This window comes from Phyllobacterium sp. 0TCS1.6A (assembly GCF_026420825.1).
Lineage (GTDB): Bacteria > Pseudomonadota > Alphaproteobacteria > Rhizobiales > Rhizobiaceae > Phyllobacterium.
This window is the reverse complement of the sequence record NZ_JAPMAB010000001.1, coordinates 814,201-833,867: the sequence shown is the minus strand read 5'-3', so window position 1 is coordinate 833,867 and position 19,667 is coordinate 814,201. Positions and strand designations below refer to the sequence as shown.

Annotated in this window: 20 protein-coding genes; 4 read left to right on the top strand and 16 right to left on the bottom strand. The window is 60.5% G+C overall.

Features of this window, described 5'->3' with window-relative positions; translation table 11 throughout:
* Positions 1-39: 39 nt before the first annotated feature.
* Positions 40-1,401, bottom strand: coding sequence for a sigma-54-dependent transcriptional regulator (locus tag OSJ75_RS04010; RefSeq protein ID WP_250014308.1), 1,362 nt, complete (start codon positions 1,399-1,401; stop codon positions 40-42).
* Positions 1,391-3,649, bottom strand: coding sequence for a sensor histidine kinase NtrY-like (locus OSJ75_RS04005; protein WP_267226997.1), 2,259 nt, complete (start codon positions 3,647-3,649; stop codon positions 1,391-1,393). Before OSJ75_RS04005 ends, OSJ75_RS04010 begins: the two co-directional genes overlap by 11 nt.
* Positions 3,650-3,840: 191 nt before the next feature.
* Here OSJ75_RS04005 and OSJ75_RS04000 point away from each other — a divergent pair, with 191 nt between their 5' ends.
* Positions 3,841-4,644, top strand: a complete 804-nt coding sequence (locus tag OSJ75_RS04000; RefSeq protein ID WP_267226996.1) for a GGDEF domain-containing protein — start codon at positions 3,841-3,843, stop codon at positions 4,642-4,644.
* Positions 4,645-4,705: 61 nt separating this feature from the next.
* Positions 4,706-5,215: a DUF1993 domain-containing protein gene (locus tag OSJ75_RS03995; protein WP_267226995.1), complete on the top strand. Its 510-nt coding sequence runs from the start codon at positions 4,706-4,708 to the stop codon at positions 5,213-5,215.
* A 42-nt stretch (positions 5,216-5,257) separates the two neighbouring features.
* Here the strand turns inward: OSJ75_RS03995 and ntrC are convergent, their stop codons facing one another.
* The 3 genes from ntrC to dusB are packed head-to-tail and all read right to left on the bottom strand — an operon-like array spanning position 5,258 to position 8,858.
* Positions 5,258-6,709, bottom strand: a complete 1,452-nt coding sequence (gene ntrC, locus OSJ75_RS03990) for a nitrogen regulation protein NR(I) (RefSeq protein WP_250014303.1) — start codon at positions 6,707-6,709, stop codon at positions 5,258-5,260.
* Positions 6,710-6,711: 2 nt separating this feature from the next.
* Positions 6,712-7,869, bottom strand: a complete 1,158-nt coding sequence (locus OSJ75_RS03985; protein ID WP_250014302.1) for a two-component system sensor histidine kinase NtrB — start codon at positions 7,867-7,869, stop codon at positions 6,712-6,714.
* Entirely contained in the window at positions 7,866-8,858 is a 993-nt protein-coding gene (dusB, locus tag OSJ75_RS03980; protein ID WP_267226994.1) for a tRNA dihydrouridine synthase DusB, read from the bottom strand. The genes OSJ75_RS03985 and dusB overlap by 4 nt, the downstream gene beginning before the upstream one ends.
* A 175-nt stretch (positions 8,859-9,033) precedes the next feature.
* Between dusB and OSJ75_RS03975 the strand changes: the two genes are divergently transcribed.
* Positions 9,034-10,254, top strand: a complete 1,221-nt coding sequence (locus tag OSJ75_RS03975) for a bifunctional 2-C-methyl-D-erythritol 4-phosphate cytidylyltransferase/2-C-methyl-D-erythritol 2,4-cyclodiphosphate synthase (protein WP_267226993.1) — start codon at positions 9,034-9,036, stop codon at positions 10,252-10,254.
* Complete coding sequence (locus tag OSJ75_RS03970; RefSeq protein ID WP_267226992.1) at positions 10,251-10,751, top strand: CinA family protein; 501 nt, start codon at positions 10,251-10,253, stop codon at positions 10,749-10,751. Before OSJ75_RS03975 ends, OSJ75_RS03970 begins: the two co-directional genes overlap by 4 nt.
* On the opposite strand, the gene OSJ75_RS03965 is transcribed toward OSJ75_RS03970, so the two are convergent.
* The 11 genes from OSJ75_RS03965 to OSJ75_RS03915 form a co-directional block, all read right to left on the bottom strand.
* Positions 10,752-11,174, bottom strand: coding sequence for a GNAT family N-acetyltransferase (locus tag OSJ75_RS03965; protein WP_250014298.1), 423 nt, complete (start codon positions 11,172-11,174; stop codon positions 10,752-10,754). It lies immediately after the preceding gene.
* Positions 11,175-11,176: 2 nt separating this feature from the next.
* A complete protein-coding gene (locus tag OSJ75_RS03960) occupies positions 11,177-11,641 on the bottom strand; it encodes a type II toxin-antitoxin system RatA family toxin (protein WP_267226991.1) in 465 nt (154 codons plus the stop codon).
* A gap of 7 nt (positions 11,642-11,648) precedes the next feature.
* Entirely contained in the window at positions 11,649-12,614 is a 966-nt protein-coding gene (gene lipA / locus OSJ75_RS03955; RefSeq protein ID WP_250014294.1) for a lipoyl synthase, read from the bottom strand.
* A 9-nt stretch (positions 12,615-12,623) separates the two neighbouring features.
* Positions 12,624-12,905, bottom strand: coding sequence for a GlsB/YeaQ/YmgE family stress response membrane protein (locus OSJ75_RS03950; RefSeq protein WP_250014291.1), 282 nt, complete (start codon positions 12,903-12,905; stop codon positions 12,624-12,626).
* A 9-nt stretch (positions 12,906-12,914) separates the two neighbouring features.
* Positions 12,915-13,178, bottom strand: a complete 264-nt coding sequence (locus OSJ75_RS03945; protein WP_416362507.1) for a hypothetical protein — start codon at positions 13,176-13,178, stop codon at positions 12,915-12,917.
* 24 nt (positions 13,179-13,202) lie between these two features.
* Positions 13,203-14,648, bottom strand: a complete 1,446-nt coding sequence (gene lpdA / locus OSJ75_RS03940) for a dihydrolipoyl dehydrogenase (RefSeq protein WP_267226990.1) — start codon at positions 14,646-14,648, stop codon at positions 13,203-13,205.
* 12 nt (positions 14,649-14,660) lie between these two features.
* Positions 14,661-15,305 carry an SGNH/GDSL hydrolase family protein gene (locus OSJ75_RS03935; RefSeq protein ID WP_267226989.1) on the bottom strand — a complete coding sequence of 215 codons (645 nt, stop codon included), beginning with the start codon at positions 15,303-15,305 and terminating at the stop codon, positions 14,661-14,663.
* A 7-nt stretch (positions 15,306-15,312) separates the two neighbouring features.
* Positions 15,313-16,695, bottom strand: a complete 1,383-nt coding sequence (locus OSJ75_RS03930) for a pyruvate dehydrogenase complex dihydrolipoamide acetyltransferase (protein ID WP_267226988.1) — start codon at positions 16,693-16,695, stop codon at positions 15,313-15,315.
* A gap of 14 nt (positions 16,696-16,709) precedes the next feature.
* Positions 16,710-18,116: a pyruvate dehydrogenase complex E1 component subunit beta gene (locus OSJ75_RS03925; protein ID WP_267226987.1), complete on the bottom strand. Its 1,407-nt coding sequence runs from the start codon at positions 18,114-18,116 to the stop codon at positions 16,710-16,712.
* Between the two features lie 12 nt (positions 18,117-18,128).
* Positions 18,129-19,160, bottom strand: coding sequence for a pyruvate dehydrogenase (acetyl-transferring) E1 component subunit alpha (pdhA, locus tag OSJ75_RS03920; protein ID WP_267226986.1), 1,032 nt, complete (start codon positions 19,158-19,160; stop codon positions 18,129-18,131).
* Positions 19,161-19,289: 129 nt separating this feature from the next.
* Positions 19,290-19,622, bottom strand: coding sequence for an FtsB family cell division protein (locus tag OSJ75_RS03915; RefSeq protein WP_250014412.1), 333 nt, complete (start codon positions 19,620-19,622; stop codon positions 19,290-19,292).
* Positions 19,623-19,667: the final 45 nt, after the last annotated feature.

The following is a 19,667-nucleotide window of genomic DNA, read 5'->3' as shown; positions in this document are numbered from 1 at the left end:
CCAGGCATGAGCTACTCCGGTCATCGCATCCCGAATGCTTTAAACCCCGAGGGATTTCAGCTTTCTATGCAGTGCTGAACGTTCCATACCAACGAATTCGGCGGTGCGCGAGATGTTTCCGCCAAAACGGTTGATCTGGGCGATAAGATATTCCTTCTCGAAGCGCTCGCGCGCCTCGCGCAGCGGCAGCGCCATGATGTGCTGATCCGATTCGGTCGGGGCCTTGGGCAAGGTGTCGCCGATCTCCGCCGGCAGCAGGTCCGCGGTGATGACGGCCTCCGGATCGTCGCCGCGGGCGAGAATGATCAGGCGTTCGATATTGTTGCGCAATTGCCGGATATTGCCCGGCCATGAATGCGATTGCAGAACCGCCATGGCGTCGGGACCGATCTTGCGCGGCTTGATGCCGGCCTGTTCCGCGATCTGCGCCATGAAGAAATCGACAAGCGCGGGAATATCGTCGCGACGATCGGCCAGCGGCGGAACGATGACCGGCACGACCGCCAGCCGATGAAACAGATCTTCACGGAACCGCCCCTCGGCGATCATGGCCTCAAGATTCTGTGCGGTGGACGAGATGATGCGCACATCGACCTTGATGCGCTTGGTGCCGCCGACACGTTCGAACTGCTGGTCCACGAGGACGCGCAGGATCTTGTTCTGCGTCTCGCGCGGCATGTCCGCGATCTCGTTCAGGTAGAGGATGCCGCCATGCGCCTCCTCCAGCGCGCCAACCTTGCGCTCGCCGCCATCGGATTCGGTGCCGAACAGCTCTATCTCCATGCGTTCCGGAGTGATTGTCGCAGCGTTCAGATTGACGAACGGTCCCTTTGCCCGGGTGGAAAGCGCGTGGATCGCCCGCGCCGTCAATTCCTTGCCGGCACCGGACGGGCCGGTGATCATGATGCGGCTATTGGTGGGCGCAACGCGTTCGATCGTCTGGCGCAGATGGTTCATCGCCAGCGAATTGCCCAGCAGCTCGAAGCTTTCGGCCGAGCGCCGGCGCAGATCCGAAACCTCGCGGCGCAGTTTCGACGTTTCCAGCGCGCGTTCGGCGACGAGGATCAGCCTGTCCGCCTTGAACGGCTTCTCGATGAAATCATAGGCGCCGCGGCGGATCGCCGAGACGGCGGTTTCGATATTGCCGTGGCCGGAAATCATCACGACCGGCACTTCCGGGTGGCGCTGCTTGATCTCGTCGAGCAATGCGAGGCCGTCGAGCCGGCTGCCCTGCATCCATATGTCGAGGAATATCAGCCGTGGAATACGATCATCGATCGCCGCCAGGGCACTGTCGGCATCCGAGGCCATGCGCGTGTCATAGCCCTCGTCACTCAAGATGCCCGCAACGAGCTCGCGAATATCCACTTCATCGTCAACGACAAGGATGTCAGATGCCATTTGAATTCACCTGTTCTTCTGGATGATTGTCCGGCCGGACACGGGGAAAGACCATGCGGATCATCGCCCCGCGTCCCCCATAGAATTCTTCCGGTGCGTCGTGTAATTCGAGTTGCCCCGCGTGGTCCTCGACTATCTTCTTGACGATAGCAAGGCCGAGGCCGGTGCCCTTTTCGCGCGTCGTCATATAGGGTTCGAGCAGGCGCTGGCGATGCTCACGCGGCAGGCCCTTGCCATTGTCGAGGATCTCGATCAGCATTTCCCCACCGACGGCCCTGCAGCGCACGAGGATATGGCCATCGAGATGCCCCTCCTTGACGACGGATTCGACCGCCTCGGCGGCATTCTTGATCACATTGCCGAAGGCTTGCCCCATGAGCCGGGGATCGAACATCCCCATCAGCGGCTCATCAGCGAAATCGCGCTCGAAACGGATGTCGCTTCGGCTGACTTCCACGAGGAAGGATGCTTCCTTCAAAGCCTCGCGCAGGTCTACGAGGCGCATCTCCGGCTTCGGCATGCGGGCGAAGGATGAAAATTCGTCGACCATCCGCCCGATATCGCCGACCTGCCGGATAATGGTCTCCGTGCACTGGTCGAAGACTTCGCGATCCTGCGTGATGGCTTTTCCGAAGCGACGGCGCAGCCTTTCGGCGGAGAGCTGGATTGGCGTCAGCGGATTCTTGATTTCATGGGCGATGCGTCGTGCCACGTCGGCCCAGGCCGAGGAGCGCTGCGCCTCGACGAGATCCGTGATGTCGTCGACGGTCACGACATAGGAATGTTCTGCGGCATCAGCATCTTCCATCGTTATCTGAACGTTGAACGTCCGCGCGCTGCCATGCCTCGATATGGCGACCTGCTCCCGGTAGACCGAACGGTTCGTCGCCCGGGCCACTTCGAAGACCAGGCCGATCTCGGGAACCAGCGCGGAAAGGTTCTTGCCACCTGCAGTTGCGGGATCGAGCCCGAGCATCGACTGTGCCGAACGATTGATGATCTCGACGATGCCATCGCCATTGACGCTGACGACCCCCGCCGTCACTCCCGACAGCACCGCCTCGGAGAAACGCCGCCTCTCGTCGATCTGGTCCTTGGCACTGACGAGATCGTTGCGCTGCGTGCCGATCTGGCGAACCATCGTGTTGAAGGTCTGCGACAGGGAGCCGACATCGCCGTCGGATCGATGCACAGGCACGGACACGTCAAGATTGCCCGTAGCAACATCGCCCGCGGCGCCGATAAGCAGCCGGATCGGCCTGACCAGACGGTCGGCGACGGCAATACCGGTCCAGATGGCCGACAGAAGCAGCGTCAGCGTGAGGCCGAAATAGAGCAGTGCAAAAAGCAGCTGCGTCGGTATGCCTTGGTTCGGGCTGCTCATGCTGCCGGCATTCTGCTGCGTGACGGCACGGCTGGCATTGAGAATGTCCGCATCGACCGGGCGAACCGCATAAAGGTAGAGCCCGGGCATCTCGCGCAATTTTATCACCGCGCTCAGAAGATTGGTCTGCTCGGGCGGGATAAGCACGGGCTTCCCGTCGGAGGCGGTATTGAGCACGCCGCGGGCGACGGTGGGAATTTCGATGTTCGTGCGGATGTCGGCGCGGGCGACGGTTTCGCCATTCTCCTTGATCAGGGAAGCGGCCACCATGTTCCGGCTGACGGCCTGCTGCGTCATCATTCGAAGGAAGCCGCTACGATCGACATTGTAGAGCGTCCGCTGCGCATCGAGATATTCGACCATCTCCAGCGAACTGTTCTGCAGGTTGCGCGCGCTTTCCTGAATGTAGGATTCGGCGAGGCTGATCGAAGATCGCACGATCATCGAGGTGCGCATCTCGAACCATCGATCGAGCCCCATATCAAGCGTGATCGACGCAACGATAGCCACGATCATCGCAGGCACCGCGGCAACGAGGGAAAACAGCACCACAAGGCGGACATGAAGGCGCGATGCCGCCTTCCCGCGGCTGCGTGCCTGGGCAACCCTGTATATTTCCCGGCCGATCAAGCCGATCAGGACGAGGATGAGAACTGCATTGACGGCCGTCAACACCAGCGTGACACCACTTTCCGGCCGGATCGGCGTCATGTCGGTGAGAATGACAAAGGTGACGCCCGTCGTCAGAAGCGCAAGCGCGACAGTCAGGATGCCAGCGCGCGAAAAGAAGCGCTGGCTGCTGCCTCCGGCTGCGCCACGGGTTGGGCCACCACTGGCCAAATTGACAGAATCAGACAAGACCATCGCCACGCAATCCGAAACAAGTGGCACTCATGCAACACATTGTGGCGGAAATGCAACGGTCTCGTTCGACATCCTCTGAAAAATTGTACCAAAGCATCACTGCCACGTAGACGTTCGGCAAATTTATGCGTTTTGTTGTCAAGTTTTTCACCGCCGTGGTGTAGGAATGACTGGGGAATCCGGCGAGAACCATGAGCACCTACGATTTTTGGGTCACGAAATTCGGCAATCTGTCACCGCCGCGGCAAGTCGTTGTCATGGTCGTGATGGCTACGACGGCGGCCAACACCCTTGCAGTCGTGTTTTCCTTCTTCGTCGATCTGAACGATACCGTTGGCCTGCTTGCGGTTACGACCTGCATCGTCGTCATCGTCAGTGCGCCGCTCGGTGCTTTTCTGATCGACCTGAACCAAAGGCTGAAGCAGACTGCGATACTTCTCGACGAGGCTTCGCGCCGCGACGATCTCACGGGCTTGTCAAACCGCAACGATTTTTATCTCCAGGCGCAGCGCCATATCAATCTCTGCGACCCCGACAAGAGTGCCGGCGCCATTCTCTATATCGATGCCGACCATTTCAAATCGATCAATGATCGCTTCGGCCACGCCATCGGCGATGCGGTCCTGCAGGAAATAGGATTGCTGCTGCGCGCCATCACCACGGAGTGGGATTTCGCCGCAAGGTTCGGTGGCGAAGAGTTTGCGGTTTTCCTGGCCAATGCCGATGTCGGCAAGGCCGACTGGCTCGCCCACCGGCTCTTGACCGGGGTGCGCGACATTCCGAAACAATTGCGCGTTGAGAACCTCGACGTGACTGTCAGCGTCGGCATATCGATCCACCTGCCGCAGCAGTCGCTGGAAGAGGCCTTGATCGCGGCGGACAAATGTCTTTACGCGGCCAAGACCCAGGGGCGCAATCGCATTGTTCACGCCAGCAGCGACCCGAACGAGCTGATTTTGGCAGCAGCGCATGGCCAGAACGAAATCGCCACTTGAAAATGTCGCTCCGGGTCGTAACTGCTAGGGACGTGAATCCGAACGCTCTGAAGGAGCAATAATGTCCCTGTCCCTATATTCCGTAGCCGTGCCCGCACTGCTGCGTGGCCTTTCCATCGCCTCCTCGCTCATCGACAAGGCGGAACACTATGCCGCCGAGAAGAAGATCGACCCGCTTGTCCTCTTCAATGCCCGGCTCGCTCCCGACATGTTGCCGTTTTCGGGCCAGGTCCAGCGCATGAGCGACACGTCGAAGAACATGATCGGCCGCCTCACGGATATTGCCGCGCCGAGCTTCCCCGACAATGAGACCAATTTCGACGAACTGAAACAACGCCTGGCCAAGACGGCGGCGTTCCTCGAAAGCGTCGACGAGGCGGCCCTTGCCGATTCGGCCGCGCGCGAGGTGATGCTGAACTTCGGCAAGATGAAAGTAGCGCTCAGCGGCCAGGACTACGTTCTCAAATTCGTCCTGCCGAACTTCTATTTCCACGTCACGACCGCGCAGAACATACTGCGCCACAATGGCGCTCCCGTCGGCAAGCTCGATTATATCGGCTCGCTCGACTGATTGCCGCAGGCGTGGCTGGATTGCCCGGCCGCGCCGCCTTCGCTAACGGTTGTTCTTGTAGATATTCACGCCGAGCTCGCGGATTTTCTTGCGCAGCGTGTTGCGGTTGAGACCAAGAAGCTCCGCCGCCTTGATCTGGTTTCCATGGGTCGCCGTGAGGCAGGAGAGGATCAGTGGATATTCCACCTCCTCGAGCACGCGTTGATAAAGCCCGGGCGGCGGAAGATCGTCGCCATAGGACATGAAATAGCGCTGCATGTTGTTTTCGACGGCCTGGCCTATCGTCACGTCATCACTGGCCATGACCGCCGAAGCAGGCTCCGCCGGACGCAGGTCCGCCTTCAGCTCGGCCTCGATGACATCCGCGTTGATTTCTTCCTGAGGATAGAGAGCCGCCAGCCGCCGGACGAGGTTTTCGAGTTCGCGTACATTGCCCGCCCAGGGGTAGCGGCGCATCAGGTCCAGTCCAGCCGAAGTGATGCGCTTCTCCGGCAGACCATCCTTCACCGCCAGCTTGAAGAAATGGCGCACGAGATCGGGAATATCCTCGCCGCGCTCGCGCAAGGGCGGAAGTCTGAGCGGCACCACGTTCAGGCGGTAGTACAAATCCTCGCGGAACAGCCCCTGATTGATGAGGGTCCGCAGATCCTTGTTGCTGGCGGCGACGATCCGTACATCGGTCTTGATCGGCGTGCGCCCGCCCACAGTCATATATTCGCCCTGTTGCAGCACGCGAAGCAGCCGGGTCTGCGCCTCCATCGGCATGTCGCCGATCTCGTCCAGAAACAGCGTTCCGCCATCGGCCTGCTCGAACCGCCCGCTGGAGCGGTTCTGCGCGCCCGTGAAGGCACCGCGCTCGTGCCCGAAGAGTTCCGACTCGATCAGATCCCTCGGGATTGCCGCCATGTTGATCGCGACGAACGGGCCTTTGCGCCGCCGGCCATATTCATGCAGCGCCCGCGCGACCAGCTCCTTGCCCGTGCCGGATTCGCCTGAAATCATCACGGTGAGGTCCGTCTGCATCATGCGCGCCAGGACGCGATAGATCTCCTGCATCGCCGGCGAGCGCCCGACGAGCGGCATTGTGTCGGGCTGCTCGTCCGCCACCCATTTTTCCGGTTTCTTCTTGGGTTCCGCCAGCGCCCGGCCGACAATGCTGACGAGTTCCGTCAGATCGAACGGTTTCGGCAGATATTCATAGGCGCCGGCCTCGGAAGCGCGAATGGCGGTCATGAAGGTATTCTGCGCACTCATGACGATGACCGGCAGGTCCGGCCGCGACTTCTTGATACGAGGCAGGAGATCGAAAGCATTCTCGTCAGGCATGACCACGTCGGTGATCACGAGGTCGCCATCGCCGGCTGATATCCAGCGCCAGAGCGTGGCGGCATTCGATGTGATGCGCACGTCGTAGCCGGCGCGGGACAGGGCCTGATTCAGCACCGTCCGGATTGCGGCGTCGTCGTCAGCGACGAGAATACTGCCGAGACTCATGATCAGAATCCTGTCTTCTTGCTAGTTGAAACCGCATCGCCCTGCCCGTCATCAAGCGGATCGCTCTGCCATGCGGGCATCAGAATGCGGAACGTCGTCTTCCGAGGAACGGAATCGCATTCTATGACCCCGCCATGATCGCCGACGATCTTGGCAACAAGGGCAAGCCCAAGCCCCGAACCATTGGGCTTGGTGGTCACGAACGGATCGAACAGATGCGGCATGATATCGGGCGCGACTCCGGCACCCGTATCGGACACGCAGAATTCGAGCGGCAGCGAAACGCGGTTCCGCATGCCGGGAATCGAAAGACGGATGCCGGGCCGGAAGGCGGTGGACAGCGTTATCTCGCCCGACTCGCCTTGGCCGATGGATTCGGCAGCGTTCTTCACGAGGTTGAGGAACACCTGCACGAGCTGGTCGCGATTGGCGAACACATAGGGCAATGACGGATCGTAATCTTCATGGAACTTGATGTGGCTGGCAAAACCATTCTTCGCAATGGCTTTGACATGGTCCAGCACGACATGGATATTCACCGCCTCGCGTTCGATCGGCCGTTCGTCGGAAAACACTTCCATCCGGTCGACCAACGAGACGATCCGGTCGGTTTCGTCGGTGATCAACCGCGTAAGTGCGCGATCATCATCGTTCAGGCCAGTCTCCAGAAGCTGGGCGGCGCCGCGAATTCCCGACAGGGGGTTCTTGATCTCATGCGCGAGCATGGATGCAAGCCCGGTAACGGAGCGCGCTGCACCGCGATGCGTCATCTGCCGGTCGAGCTTCTCCGCCATCGACCGCTCCTTGAAAAGGATGACGATCGAACCGGGCGCTTCGCTGACGGGTGTAACGTAGAGATCGACGATCCTGTCGTTCCCGAGGCGCGGCGACGATACATCCACGCGGTATTCATTGACCGGCGACGGATTTTCCCGAACCTGCTTGACCAGCGCAAGCAGGGGGCTTCCGAAAGGCAGCAAGGTTTCCAGCGTGTTGCGGCTGAGAATGCTGGCGCTGGAGCGAAAGAACGCTTCGGCATCGGCATTGGCGAAGGAGATGAATCCCGCCTCGTCCAGCATGATGACCGGGTGCCGCAATGAATTGAGCACCATGGTCGCTACGCCTTCGTCAAGTGCAGCCCTGTTGATTTCCCCCATCATGCCACCTTCTTGAATTCGCCCGTATGCGCGACCGACAGCGCCGCATGCAGGCTGCGCGCGACGTTGCGCGGGTCCTTGTCGGTCAACAGGCAGCCGCGCTCGGCTGGAGTTATTGCCGGCGCGAACCTGTCGAGATACCAGCCGATATGTTTGCGCGCGTGGCGCGTACCGGTCAGTGCGCCATAATGGGCAAGCATCGCCTCGTAATGGGCAACGGCATAGTCGGCAATCGGACCGACTTCCGCGCGACTATCGTCCACTATCGCGCCCGGCAGCCAGGGCTGCCCATAGGAGCCGCGTCCCACCATAACGGCGTCCGCCCCGGAAGCATCGAGGATCGCCAGCGCATCGTTTCGGTCGAGAACGTCGCCATTCGCCACGAGCGGAATGGAGATAGCATCGCGCACGGCGCGAATCGCACCCCAATCCGCTTTGCCCTCATAGAATTGGCAGCGGGTGCGGCCATGGACGGTCACCATCCGCACTCCGGCGGCCTCGGCGCGCGCGGCGAGTTCGGGAGCATTGATGCTGTCGCCGTCCCAGCCGAGACGCATCTTCAGCGTCACCGGAACCTTGACTGCCCCGAGCGTCGCCTCCACCAGGCTGATCGCGTGATCCAGGTCGCGCATCAGCGCCGAGCCGGAGAGCCCGCCAGTCACCTTCTTGGCAGGGCACCCCATATTGATGTCAACGATATGAGCGCCCTCGCCCTCGGCAATGCGCGCGGCTTCGGCCATCCAGCGGCTTTCGCGCCCGGCGATCTGCACGACATGCGTGCCAAGGCCCTCGCCCTTCAGGCGCAGCAGATTGCAGCGTTCACGGGTGCAGAGTTCGGCGCTGGCAACCATTTCCGATACGACCATTCCCGCGCCGGCCTGCCAGGCCAGGCGGCGGAACGGCAGGTCGGAAACGCCGGACATCGGCGCGAGCAATACGCGATTGCGCAGTTCGACGCCGCCGACATTCAGGGGGCTTGCCAGATCGATCACAGAGATTGCCTGTTTCGTATGCAATTTTTCATCAGCCTATCCTTTAGACAGGATCACGCCCGTCCGCAAGGTAGACTGCGTGCGGCAAGTGTGTGTTTTCAACTTCCATTGTGCGGAAAGCTCTGGCCTTTCTGCCGTGCAGAGGTTAACGCATTTGCGGTCATGGAGAGATTGTGTGCCGGGGACGATTGACGATAGCAAACCGCGGGTAGCGGCCGTCATTGTGGCGGCCGGGCGCGGCGAGCGCGCCGGTCAAAGCATCGAGGGGCCAAAGCAGTATCGCAGAATCGGTGGCGAAGCCGTACTCGCCCATACCGTGCGCGCATTCCTCGATTGCCCGCTCCTCGACGATATCGTGGTGGTCATCCACCGCGAAGACGATGCCCTGTTTGCGCAGGCGCTGGGCGAGCTTGCCGCGGGTGTCAGGGTTGTCACCGGAGGACCGACCCGGCAGGAATCGACCCGTCTCGGCCTGTTGGCGCTGAGGGAGGCCGCGCCCGACCATGTTCTGATCCATGACGGCGTTCGCCCCTTCATAGCGCCGGACCTGCTCGAACGGGTCATATTCAACCTGACGCCGCACATGGGCGTGCTGCCCGTACTCGCCGTCTCGGATACGTTGAAGGCGGCGGGACATGATGCGATGGTCAGCGGCACCGTGCCCCGGGCCGGGCTCTATGCTGCGCAGACGCCGCAAGCCTTCCCGTTTGTGCCGATCCTCGCAGCGCATGACGCCGCCTTTGCCGCCGGGCGCTCCGATTTCACCGATGATTCCGCCATTGCGGAATGGACGGGCCTGCCCGTTCGCATCGTCGAAGGTTCGGCGGACAACACCAAACTCACCTGGGCTAAGGATATCGAGATGGCCGATGACCGCTTTTCCAAGAATAACATGGCATTTCCCGATGTCCGGACTGGAAACGGCTATGATGTCCACGCTTTCGAACCCGGCGACGGGGTGACGCTGGCTGGTGTCTTCATCGCCCATGACAGGAAGCTTTCCGGCCATTCCGACGCCGACGTCGCCCTCCATGCACTCACCGATGCACTCCTGGCCACACGCGGCGCCGGCGATATCGGCACGCACTTTCCTCCCTCGGAGGCCAGGTGGAAAGGCGCCGCCTCGCGCATATTCGTCGAGCATGCGGTGGGCATCGTCAGGGAAGCCGGCGGGCGCATCGCCAATGCCGACATTACCCTGATCTGCGAGGCTCCAAAGGTCGGACCGCATCGTGAGGCAATGACGCGCGAACTGTCGTCCATGCTCGGAATCTCGGCTGACCGCATTTCGATCAAGGCGACGACCAATGAGAAACTCGGATTCATCGGCCGCGAAGAAGGCATCGCGGCCATCGCCACCGCGTCGGTGATCTATCCGGGCGGGCTGCCGGAGTGAGCGGGCTGATAGCAGAGAAGAAAGCCATTGAGGTGCTCGAAGCCTGCCGCGCGGCCGGATTGATGCTGGCCACGGCCGAATCCTGCACGGGCGGAATGATCGCAGCATCGATCACGGATATTGGCGGCTCATCCGATGTGTTCGACCGCGGCTTCGTCACCTATTCCAACGAAGCAAAGGAACAGATGCTTGGCGTTCCACGGGCACTCATCGCCGACCACGGGGCGGTATCGGCAGAGGTTGCCCGGGCGATGGCCACCGGTGCGCTGCAAAATTCCAGGGCGGGCATTGCCGTCTCCGTCACGGGCATTGCCGGCCCGGGCGGCGGCTCGCCTGAAAAGCCGGTCGGCCTCGTATGGTTTGGCCTTGCACGACACGGTTCCGAACCCATCGCGGCCAAACATCTGTTCAAGGATGACGGCCGCGAATCCATTCGCAGAGCCGCCGTCGATGCGGCGCTGGAACTCATTCTCCAGGGGTTGAAGAAGACGGGATGATCAGTCGCGATCCACCCGCAATGCCATGCCGATGGATTCCGGCGTGACCGGCTCGAAACCGAACTTTTCATAGAGATATCTTGCCGGACCATCGGCGATGAGGCTGCAATAGGCGCCCTCTGGCGCCCGGGCCTGAATATGATCTACCAGGTTGGACACGATCCTCTTGCCCAGTCCCTTGCCCTGATGCTCCGGATCGACCGCTATATCGACGATCTGGTAGAAGCAGCCATCATCGCCGACAATGCGCCCCATCGCCACCGTTGCGCCATTGTGGCGGACGATAGCGGCATGAATGGTGTTGGGCAGGCCCTTCTCCGCGGCTTCGAGGCTCTTCGGCGAAAGCCCGGACAATTCACGAAGCCGCCGATAGTCTTCAACGGACGGCGTCTCGCAATGAAGCTCGTAGCTGTCATCATCCATGCTCAACCCTCCGCCGGACGGCCATAGATTGCGTCGGCCCGCTTCTCGAATGCTTCGGTGAACTTGCGAAACGCGATGTCGAACATCGATCCCATGAGAAAGCCGAGCGTGCGGCTCTTGAACTCATAGTCGATATAGAAGTTCACCGATGAATGTCCCGGGTTCTCGGCCGGAACGAATTTCCAGCGATTGTCGAGGTAACGGAACGGCCCGTCGATGTATTTCGTCTCGATCAGGCTCTCCGCCGGCTTCAGCAGAACCTGGCTGGTGAATGTCTCGCGTATCAGCTTGTAGCCGACGGTCATATCCGCGATGAGCAGCGTCTTGCCATCGCGTTCCTTGCGCGAACGCACTTTCAGGCTCTCGCACATCGGCAGGAATTCGGGATAGCGCTCCACATCCGCAACGAGATCGAACATCTGGTCTGCGCGATGCGATACGGGTCGGGTCGTCTCGAACTTCGGCATGTAGCTGTTAGCTGCGCGCTGCGTGTTGTGCTTCGCGCGCAGCCTTCAAGCGGGCAAAATCCTCGCCGGCATGGTGGGAAGAGCGCGTAAGCGGACTTGAGGCGACCACGAGGAAGCCCTTCGTCTTGGCGATCGTCGCGTAGGACTTGAATTCTTCGGGCGTGACATAGTTCAGCACCGGATGGTGCTTGCGCGTCGGCTGCAGATATTGGCCGATGGTCATGAAGTCGACATCCGCCGAGCGCAGGTCGTCCATCAATTGCAGGACCTCGTTGCGCTCTTCACCAAGGCCGACCATGATCCCGGATTTGGTGAAGATGGTCGAATCCAGTTCCTTCACGCGCTGCAGCAGGCGGATGGAATGGAAATAACGAGCGCCCGGCCGAACCTTGAGGTAGTTCGACGGAACCGTTTCCAGATTATGGTTGAAGACGTCAGGGCGCGCCGCAACCACGATCTCCAGCGCCCCCGGCTTGCGCAGGAAATCGGGCGTCAGAATCTCGATGGTCGTGCCCGGCGATATGCGGCGGATGGCATGGATGACGTCGGCAAAATGCTGCGCACCGCCATCGGCCAGATCGTCGCGATCGACGGAGGTGATGACGACGTGCTGCAGGCCCATCTTCTTCACGGCCTTGCCGACATTCTCGGGCTCTTCCGGATCGAGGGCTGTGGGCAGCCCGGTCGCGACGTTGCAGAAGGCACAGGCGCGCGTGCAGATTTCGCCCATGATCATGAATGTCGCGTGCTTCTTGTCCCAGCACTCACCGATATTCGGGCAGCCCGCCTCTTCGCAGACCGTGACGAGATTGTGCGAACGCACAATGTCCCGCGTCTCCGAATATCCTTTCGATACCGGCGCCTTCACGCGGATCCAGTCCGGCTTTTTCAGTATCTCGGAATCCGGCCTGTGTGCCTTCTCCGGATGGCGAAGCCGGCGTTTCTGATCGATCGTATCGAGTACGGTTACCATTGAACCTTCCTAGTTTCCTGCGCGGGTCTTACCGAAAACCCAAAGGATGAGAATTGCGCCGACTGTCGCAACGATCAGATTTCCGAAGAAACCGTAAAAATTGATGTTCAAGACGCCTGCGAGCGTGCCGCCGACAAAGGACCCGGCAATGCCGACGAGGATATTCGTGAAAAGGCCATGGCTGCGATCCAGTGCCTTCTCCGCCACATAGCCCGCTATGAACCCGACAATGAGCATGCCAAAGAAACCCACGCCGGGCATGCTCATGAATCCAACCACTGGCTCGTTCATAGGTTTCCCTTACTTTCGTTCCGAAGCGATGGCTATTGCACGAAACACCAAGGCCCATATAGCACCGAATAACAATCCGCCCAAGCCGAAGGCCAGGGTGAAGACCCAGACGCCGTACCACCCGTCAAGAGCAACGCCATTGATGGATATGGTGTTGCCCGAGGCGACGCTCAAGGCCGACGGGACGAAGCCGATCACGATCCCCCCGATCGTGGACCATTTCAGCACCGCCCACGACAGGGCAACCCACGGCTTGCCGTCTTTTATCGTCACCAACCTCGTGGTGTCCTTTCCGCATCAGGCATTCAATGCGCGACCATAGGCGTCGAGCACGCTCTCCTTCATCGTTTCCGACAAGGTCGGATGTGGGAATATCGTGTGCATGAGTTCTTCTTCGGTCGTTTCCAGATTCATCGCAACGACAAATCCCTGGATCAGCTCCGTCACCTCGGCTCCGACAAGATGCGCACCGAGAAGCTGGCCGGTCTTCTTGTCGAACACCGTCTTCACCATGCCCTGGTCTTCGCCGAGCGCAATGGCCTTGCCATTGGCCACGAAGGGAAACCGGCCGACCCTTACATCATAGCCGTCGGCCTTGGCCCTGGCTTCAGTCAACCCGACCGACGCGACCTGCGGGTTGCAATAGGTGCAACCCGGGATCTTGGCCTTGTCCATCGGGTGGACATATGGCAGGCCGGCGATCTTCTCGACGCAGATGACCGCCTCGTGCTCCGCCTTGTGCGCCAGCATGGGTGGTCCGGCCACGTCGCCGATCGCGTAAATGCCCGGCACGTTGGTCTTGCCATAGCCATCGATGACGATAACGCCGCGCTCGGTCTTCACGCCGAGGGCCTCAAGACCGATATTTTCGATGTTGCCCTGAACGCCGACCGCGGAAATCAGTCGGTCGGCCGTAATCTTCTCGACCTTGCCGTCCTTCATTTCCACATGGGCGGTGACGGAATTTGCGGCCTTGTCAACCTTGGTGACCTTGGCGTCGAGGATGATCTTCATACCCTGCTTTTCGAACTGCTTGCGCGCGAAAGCCGAGATCTCGGCGTCCTCTACCGGCATGACCTGGGACATGACCTCGACGACGGTGACGTCCACGCCCATCGTACGGTAGAACGAGGCAAATTCGATACCGATGGCGCCCGATCCCATGACCAGCAATGATTTCGGCATTTCCGCCGGCTTCATCGCCTCGAAATAGGTCCAGATCAACTTGCCGTCCGGCTCGATACCGGGGAGAGCGCGCGGACGGGCGCCCGTCGCCACGATGATATGCTTGGCAGTGTACGTACCCTCGCCGAGCGTATTCTTCGGCAATGGCGCCTGCGGCTCGACCGGTTTCTTCGTGGTCTTGGAAACGACGATCTCGCCCGGCCTGGTCAGCTTCGCCTCGCCCCAGATGACATCGACCTTGTTCTTCTTCATCAGGAAGCCGACGCCGCCATTCATCCGTTCGGCAATACCGCGCGAGCGCGCAACGATCGCCTTCAGGTCGGCCGTAACGGTGCCCTCGACCTTGAGGCCATAATTCTTCGCATGTTCGGCATAGTGGAAGATCTCGGCCGACCGCAGCAGCGCCTTGGTGGGAATGCAGCCCCAGTTGGAGCAGATGCCGGCCAGATGCTCGCGCTCGACAATGGCCGTCTTCAAGCCCAGCTGCGCCGAACGGATGGCGGCGATGTAGCCGCCCGGTCCCGAACCGATGATGATCACGTCGTAATTATTGGCCACGTCTCGGTCCTCCTAGACTGAACTGTCGAGCATTTGTCGAACGATTGGAGCGACGGCCTTGCCTATCGCCCTGGTATTTTCCGCATCGAGATGGATACCATCCAATGGCGAGGCCGTCGCCACCGAGCCGGCATCGAAGAAGCCGCAACCCGCAAGCCGGGCCGCCTCGGAATAAAGCCCTGCAAGCAACTGCGACTGCTGGATGCCGCCGGCAAAGATCTCGACATATTCGGCTATCTCCACCCGTCGCAAGGGCGGCGGCGCCATGATCAGGATCTGCGGGGTGCCCGCCCTGAACTGGTATTGTGTCGTGCGCACGATCTCGATCAGGCGCTGAATGCCGCGCTTGGCGCCCTGGGCATTGCCGCAGACGAATGATTTCATGTCATTCGTGCCAAGCATGATGACGATCAGGTCCAGCGGGAAATGCGATCCAAGCGTCGTGCCAAGCGTCTTTGCACCATTGCGCTCGAAACCCGAGAGATGATCGTCGAACGCCGTGGTTCTGCCGTTCAAGGCTTCGCTGACCACATGCACCGCGTCGCCAAGTTCAGCCTGCAGCACCTGAGGCCAACGGTCCTGCAAGGCATGGCGTCCCGTGCCATCGGGAATAAACCCCCATGTCAGCGAATCGCCATAGCACAGGACCGTTTTCATGCCAGCCTCAGACCAGCATGCCCATCGGATTTTCGATGTGCCGTTTGAACGCCTGGGCGAGTTCCGCCCCAAGTGCGCCATCGACGGCGCGGTGGTCGGTGGACAAGGTCACGGACATGACGGTGGCAATCTTGATCTCGCCGTTCTTCACCACCGCACGCTGCTCGCCGGCACCGATCGCAAGGATCGTCGCATGCGGAGGATTGATGATGGCGGCAAAGTCCTTGACGCCGAACATGCCGAGATTCGACACCGCAGTCGTGCCGCCCTGATATTCCTCGGGCTTGAGCTTGCGGTCGCGAGCGCGTCTCGCCAGATCCTTCATCTCGTTGGAGATGGTCGACAGCGTCTTCTGTTCCGCCTTGCGGATGATCGGAGTGATCAGCCCGCCCGGTATGGAAACCGCCACGCCGACATCCGAATGCTTGTGCTTGACCATATTGGCCTCGGTCCAGGAAACATTCGCTTCCGGAACATCGCGCAGCGCCAGGGCCATGGCCTTTATGATCATGTCATTGACGGAAAGCTTGTAGGCCGGGACGTCGCCCTTTTCCGTTTTCCGCATCGGCGAAGCACTGTTGATCTGCGCGCGCAGCGCCAGCAGCGCGTCGAGCTCGCAATCGACCGTGAGGTAGAAGTGCGGAACCGTGGATTTGGCTTCCAGCAGGCGCTTGGCGATGGTCTTGCGCATGCCGTCATGCGGCACGAGTTCGTAGGAACCTTCCTCGAACAATTTCAGCACGGCATCGTCCGAAACGAGCTTCGGCGCCGGCGTGGCGGCGGAAGGCGCTGCCTTTTCCGCGGCAGCGGTCTTGCCACCGCTCGAGATGGCGGCCTCTACGTCCTTCTTCACCACGCGGCCATGCGGCCCGGTGCCCTTGACGGCGCTGAGCTCGATGCCCGCTTCCTTGGCGATCCGCCGCGCCAGAGGCGAAGAGAACGGCCGTTCGGAAACAGACGAAGAAGCAGCTTCGGCAACGGAAGCGACTGGAGCCGGGCTCGGCTTGGCGACTTCTGGCTTCGCTGCCTCGGGCTTCGGTGCCTCGGGCTTGGCGGCCTCGGGAGCCGCAGCTTCCTTCTTCTCGGCTTCTGGCGCCTCGGCCTTTGCCGGCGCATCACCCGCACCGGCGGCGGCAGAAACGTCCTCGCCTTCTTCGGCGAGCACGGCGATAAGGGCGTTTACCTTCACGCCCTCGGTGCCGGCCGGGACGACGATCCGGGCGACCGTGCCTTCATCGACAGCTTCGACTTCCATCGTCGCCTTGTCGGTTTCGATCTCGGCAATCACATCGCCGGGGCCGACCTTGTCGCCTTCCTTGACGAGCCATTTAGCCAGATTGCCTTCCTCCATCGTGGGAGAAAGCGCCGGCATGGTGATATTTATCGGCATCTCGATATCCTCCCTTATGCCGTGTAGGTCACGGCCTTGACGGCATCAACGATCTCCTGAACGCTCGGCAGGGCCAGCTTTTCGAGATTGGCCGCATATGGCATCGGCACATCCTTGCCAGCAATGGTGAGTATGGGTGCATCGAGGTAATCGAATGCTTCCTGCATCACACGCGTCGCGATCTCCGTTCCGACGGAGGATTGCGGATAGCCTTCCTCGATGGTCACGCAACGGCCGGTCTTCTTCACCGATTCGACGACCGTCGGGATGTCCATGGGCCGGATTGTCCGCAGATCGATGATTTCCGCGTCGATTCCCAGCTTGGCCAGTTCCGCCTCGGCTTTCACCGTGTAGTTCATACCAATGCCGAAAGACACGAGCGTGACGTCCTTGCCCTTCTTGTGGACCCGCGCCTTGCCGATTGGCAGCACGAAGTCCTCAAGCTTCGGAACCTCGAACGTATGACCATAGAGGATTTCGTTCTCAAGGAAGATCACCGGATTCGGGTCGCGGATCGCGGCCTTCAAGAGGCCCTTGGCATCGGCAGCCGTATAGGGCATCACCACCTTCAGGCCGGGAATATGGCTGTACCATGCGGCATAGCACTGGGAGTGCTGTGCGGCCACGCGGGACGCAGCCCCGCTCGGCCCGCGGAACACCATGGGAGCGCCCATCTGGCCGCCGGACATATAGAGCGTCTTGGCCGCCGAATTGAGTATCTGGTCGATTGCCTGCATGGCGAAGTTGAACGTCATGAACTCGACGATCGGACGCAGGCCAGTCATCGCCGCACCGACACCGACGCCGGCAAAACCATGTTCGGTAATCGGCGTATCCACGACCCGCCGCGGCCCGAATTCCTCGAGCAGGCCCTGCGTCACCTTGTAGGCGCCCTGATATTCGGCGACTTCCTCACCCATGACGAAGACGTCCGGGCTGCGGCGCATTTCTTCGGCCATCGCATCGCGCAAGGCCTCGCGCACGGTCATGGTCACCATCTCGGTGCCAGCCGGAATATCGGGATCGGCTGCGATTTCAGCCTTCGGCGCTGCTGGAACGGTCTGCTTTGCAGCCGGTTGCTCCTGCTCGGACCTGGCATCCTCCGCCTTTGCGGGTTCTTCGGCCTTGGCCGGTTCCTCGGCCTTGGCAGGCGCAGCGGCAGCCGCATCGGAGCTCTCGCCCTCGCCCAGCAGGACAGCGATAACGCTGTTCACCTTGACGCCTTCCGTGCCTTCGGGAACGACGATCTTGCCGATCGTGCCCTCGTCCACGGCTTCGACTTCCATCGTCGCCTTGTCGGTCTCGATTTCGGCCAGGACATCACCGGAAGTGACGGTATCGCCTTCCTTTTTCAGCCATTTCGACAGTTTGCCCTCTTCCATCGTCGGGGAGAGCGCAGGCATAAGAATATCAATAGGCATGGTCGCGCCTCCTCAAAGAAGAATGTCGGTGTAGAGCTCGGATGCATCCGGCTCCGGATCGGACTGGGCGAAATCGGCCGCATCGGCAACGACATCACGCACTTCCTTGTCGATCTTCTTGAGGTCGTCCTCGCTGGACCAGCCCTTTTCCACCAGGCGGTTCTTCACCTGCTCGATCGGATCATGGTCCGAACGCATCTTCTGAACCTCGTCCTTTGTCCGGTACTTCGCCGGATCGGACATGGAATGGCCGCGATAGCGGTAGGTCTGCATTTCGAGGATGATCGGCCCCTTGCCGGCGCGGGCCCAGGCGACGGCCTCGTCGCCAGCCGCATTGACCGCGCGCACATCCATGCCATCCACCTGGAAACCGGGGATATTGAACGAGATGCCCCGGCGCGAGAAATCGGTTTCGGCGGATGCGCGAGATACGGAAGTGCCCATCGCATAGCGATTGTTCTCGATGATGTAGATCACCGGCAACTTCCACAGAGCCGCCATGTTGAAGCTCTCATAGACCTGGCCCTGATTGGCAGCGCCGTCGCCGAAATAGGCGAGCGAAACATTGTCGTTGCCGCGATAGCGATTGGCAAAAGCCAGGCCGGTGCCGAGGGAAACCTGCGCCCCGACGATACCATGGCCGCCATAGAAGTGCTTTTCCTTGGAGAACATGTGCATGGAGCCGCCCTTGCCCTTGGAAAGGCCTCCACGGCGGCCGGTCAATTCGGCCATGACGCCCCGGGCGCTCATTCCACAGGCGAGCATGTGCCCATGATCGCGGTAACCGGTGATGACCTGGTCGCCATCCTTCAGCGACATCTGCATGCCGGTGACGACGGCCTCCTGGCCGATATAGAGATGGCAGAAGCCACCGATGAAGCCCATGCCATAGAGCTGGCCGGCCTTTTCTTCAAATCGGCGGATCAACAGCATATGCCGATAGGCTTCAAGCTCCTGGTCTTTGGTGAATTCTGCGGGTTTCGGTGCTTTGACAGCAGAGGTCTGCGCGGAGCGCGCAGGGCTTTTTTTCGCCCTCGTGGCCATATCTCACTCCCTGTGAATTGGTTGAGCGAGAATAAACAGCCCGGCACGAAGTTACAATACGCAGAATCGAATAAGTGCTATGCAAATAAGACGTTCAAAACACACACTAAAATGGCGATTAACCGCAACCTAGTTAATTGCTAAATCGCCGGAGCCGCGCATAATCGTGACTTCGTCCGACCTAGACAGATTCAGTGCTCTGCGGGCCTGCTCGTCGAGCATGTCCTTCTCGATTGTACCATCATGCATAAGTTTCACCTGCTGTTCAAGCTCGGCGCGGGTCTGGCGAACCGCGGCCAGTTGAGCTTCGAGGAGATGCGTGCGCTCCTGCAGCTTGATGGTCGAGTAGAGGCCATATTCGCCGTGATAGGCGTGGAACCCGAAATAGGCAAAGAAGAGCACGGCAAGAAGCGGAACGATCAGGCGGCCCCGCCTGGTTTTGCGTCTCTGTTTTGTCCACATGCGTTTTGATCCGAACAGGCTCGACAGTCGAGCCAGAATGGCCCG

Excerpts from the sequence above, each read along its gene's own strand:
- OSJ75_RS04010 (WP_250014308.1), bottom strand. The coding sequence starts at position 1,401 with ATGGCATCTGACATCCTTGTCGTTGACGATGAAGTGGATATTCGCGAG.
- OSJ75_RS04005 (WP_267226997.1), bottom strand. The coding sequence starts at position 3,649 with ATGGTCTTGTCTGATTCTGTCAATTTGGCCAGTGGTGGCCCAACCCGT.
- OSJ75_RS04000 (WP_267226996.1), top strand. The coding sequence starts at position 3,841 with ATGAGCACCTACGATTTTTGGGTCACGAAATTCGGCAATCTGTCACCG.
- OSJ75_RS03995 (WP_267226995.1), top strand. The coding sequence starts at position 4,706 with ATGTCCCTGTCCCTATATTCCGTAGCCGTGCCCGCACTGCTGCGTGGC.
- ntrC (WP_250014303.1), bottom strand. The coding sequence starts at position 6,709 with ATGAGTCTCGGCAGTATTCTCGTCGCTGACGACGACGCCGCAATCCGG.
- OSJ75_RS03985 (WP_250014302.1), bottom strand. The coding sequence starts at position 7,869 with ATGATGGGGGAAATCAACAGGGCTGCACTTGACGAAGGCGTAGCGACC.
- OSJ75_RS03965 (WP_250014298.1), bottom strand. The coding sequence starts at position 11,174 with ATGGATGATGACAGCTACGAGCTTCATTGCGAGACGCCGTCCGTTGAA.
- OSJ75_RS03960 (WP_267226991.1), bottom strand. The coding sequence starts at position 11,641 with ATGCCGAAGTTCGAGACGACCCGACCCGTATCGCATCGCGCAGACCAG.
- lipA (WP_250014294.1), bottom strand. The coding sequence starts at position 12,614 with ATGGTAACCGTACTCGATACGATCGATCAGAAACGCCGGCTTCGCCAT.
- OSJ75_RS03950 (WP_250014291.1), bottom strand. The coding sequence starts at position 12,905 with ATGAACGAGCCAGTGGTTGGATTCATGAGCATGCCCGGCGTGGGTTTC.
- OSJ75_RS03935 (WP_267226989.1), bottom strand. The coding sequence starts at position 15,305 with ATGAAAACGGTCCTGTGCTATGGCGATTCGCTGACATGGGGGTTTATT.
- OSJ75_RS03930 (WP_267226988.1), bottom strand. The coding sequence starts at position 16,695 with ATGCCGATAAATATCACCATGCCGGCGCTTTCTCCCACGATGGAGGAA.
- OSJ75_RS03925 (WP_267226987.1), bottom strand. The coding sequence starts at position 18,116 with ATGCCTATTGATATTCTTATGCCTGCGCTCTCCCCGACGATGGAAGAG.
- pdhA (WP_267226986.1), bottom strand. The coding sequence starts at position 19,160 with ATGGCCACGAGGGCGAAAAAAAGCCCTGCGCGCTCCGCGCAGACCTCT.
- OSJ75_RS03915 (WP_250014412.1), bottom strand. The coding sequence starts at position 19,622 with ATGTGGACAAAACAGAGACGCAAAACCAGGCGGGGCCGCCTGATCGTT.